1 protein-coding gene is annotated in these 1132 nt (G+C 58.7%); it reads right to left on the reverse strand.

Features of this window, described 5'->3' with window-relative positions; genetic code table 11:
* Positions 1-1132, reverse strand: a 1132-nt coding sequence (locus tag F6X39_RS36095) for an IS30 family transposase (protein ID WP_187620150.1), incomplete at both ends; no start/stop codon positions are given.

Below are 1132 nucleotides of genomic sequence, written 5' to 3' on the forward strand. Positions count from 1 at the left end.
ATCGTTCAGCCGGTGTTTCGTAATCCAGGGTCTTTCGTGGTCGCTCGTTCAGCCTTCGTGCTACTGCGTTGAGTTTGGCCTGTGAGTAGACCGACAGGTCGATGCCTTTCGGAAAGTACTGTCTTAACAGGCCGTTGGTATTTTCATTCGAGCCGCGTTGCCAGGGGTGTTTGGGATCGCAGAAATACACCGCAATGTCGGTGGTGATAGTGAACCGTTTGTGGTCCGCCATCTCTGTTCCCCGATCCCACGTAAGCGATTTATAGAGTTCCTGAGGCAGCTTTCCAGCGTGTTTGATGAGCGCATTGACTACTGTTTCGCTGTCCTTGCTGGCGATCTTCACCAGCATCACATAGCGCGTCTGACGCTCTACAAGCGTTGCAATCTGGCTGCCGCCACTGCCACACAGGAGATCGCCTTCCCAGTGTCCCGGCACCGCGCGATCTTCCACGGTGGCGGGGCGTTCACTGATTGATACCGCGTCACGGATCCTGCCGTGATCGTCCGTTTTCTGCGTGTGATGGCGCGAGCGGCGCATGGCCCGGGTGCGCCGTAAATGCTCCAGCAACTCTTTCTTCAGTGCACCCCGTGCCTGGATGAAAAGACTGCGATAGATGGTTTCGTGTGACACGTGGTAGTCCTCGCTGCCTGGCCAGGCGCGTTTGAGCCATCCAGCAATCTGCTGGGGCGACCACTGCAACTGGAGCTTGTCGGCCACGATATGGGCCAGCATCCGGTGTTCGACCAGTTTGCAGACTTTGGGGCGCAGCGACCGATCCCATGCCAGCTGGTCGGCGTGGCTGGCCCGATAGCCGGCCTGTCCACTGTTGCGCTTGATCTCGCGACAGACCGTGGACGGTGATCGCGACAGCCGCCGGGCGATTGACTGAATCGAATCGCCCGCGACGAGACCTCGCGAAATCTCCTCGCGTTCGGCAAGCGTGAGCGCCAGCCTGGATCGCTGGCGGGGTGCCGGCTGGATTCCTCCAGTTTGCGCCAGAATTGCCTGTACTGACGAGTGATTGCGGTCAAATAGCCGGGCGATGTGCTGCAACGACTCGCCTTTACGCCAGCGTTCCCACATCAATGCCTTCTGGCTTTCGCTGTAATAGATCCGGCGCCTCTGTTTCAT

The sequence above is a fragment of the Paraburkholderia sp. UCT2 genome, from assembly GCF_014397665.1.
GTDB classification, from domain to species: domain Bacteria; phylum Pseudomonadota; class Gammaproteobacteria; order Burkholderiales; family Burkholderiaceae; genus Paraburkholderia; species Paraburkholderia tuberum.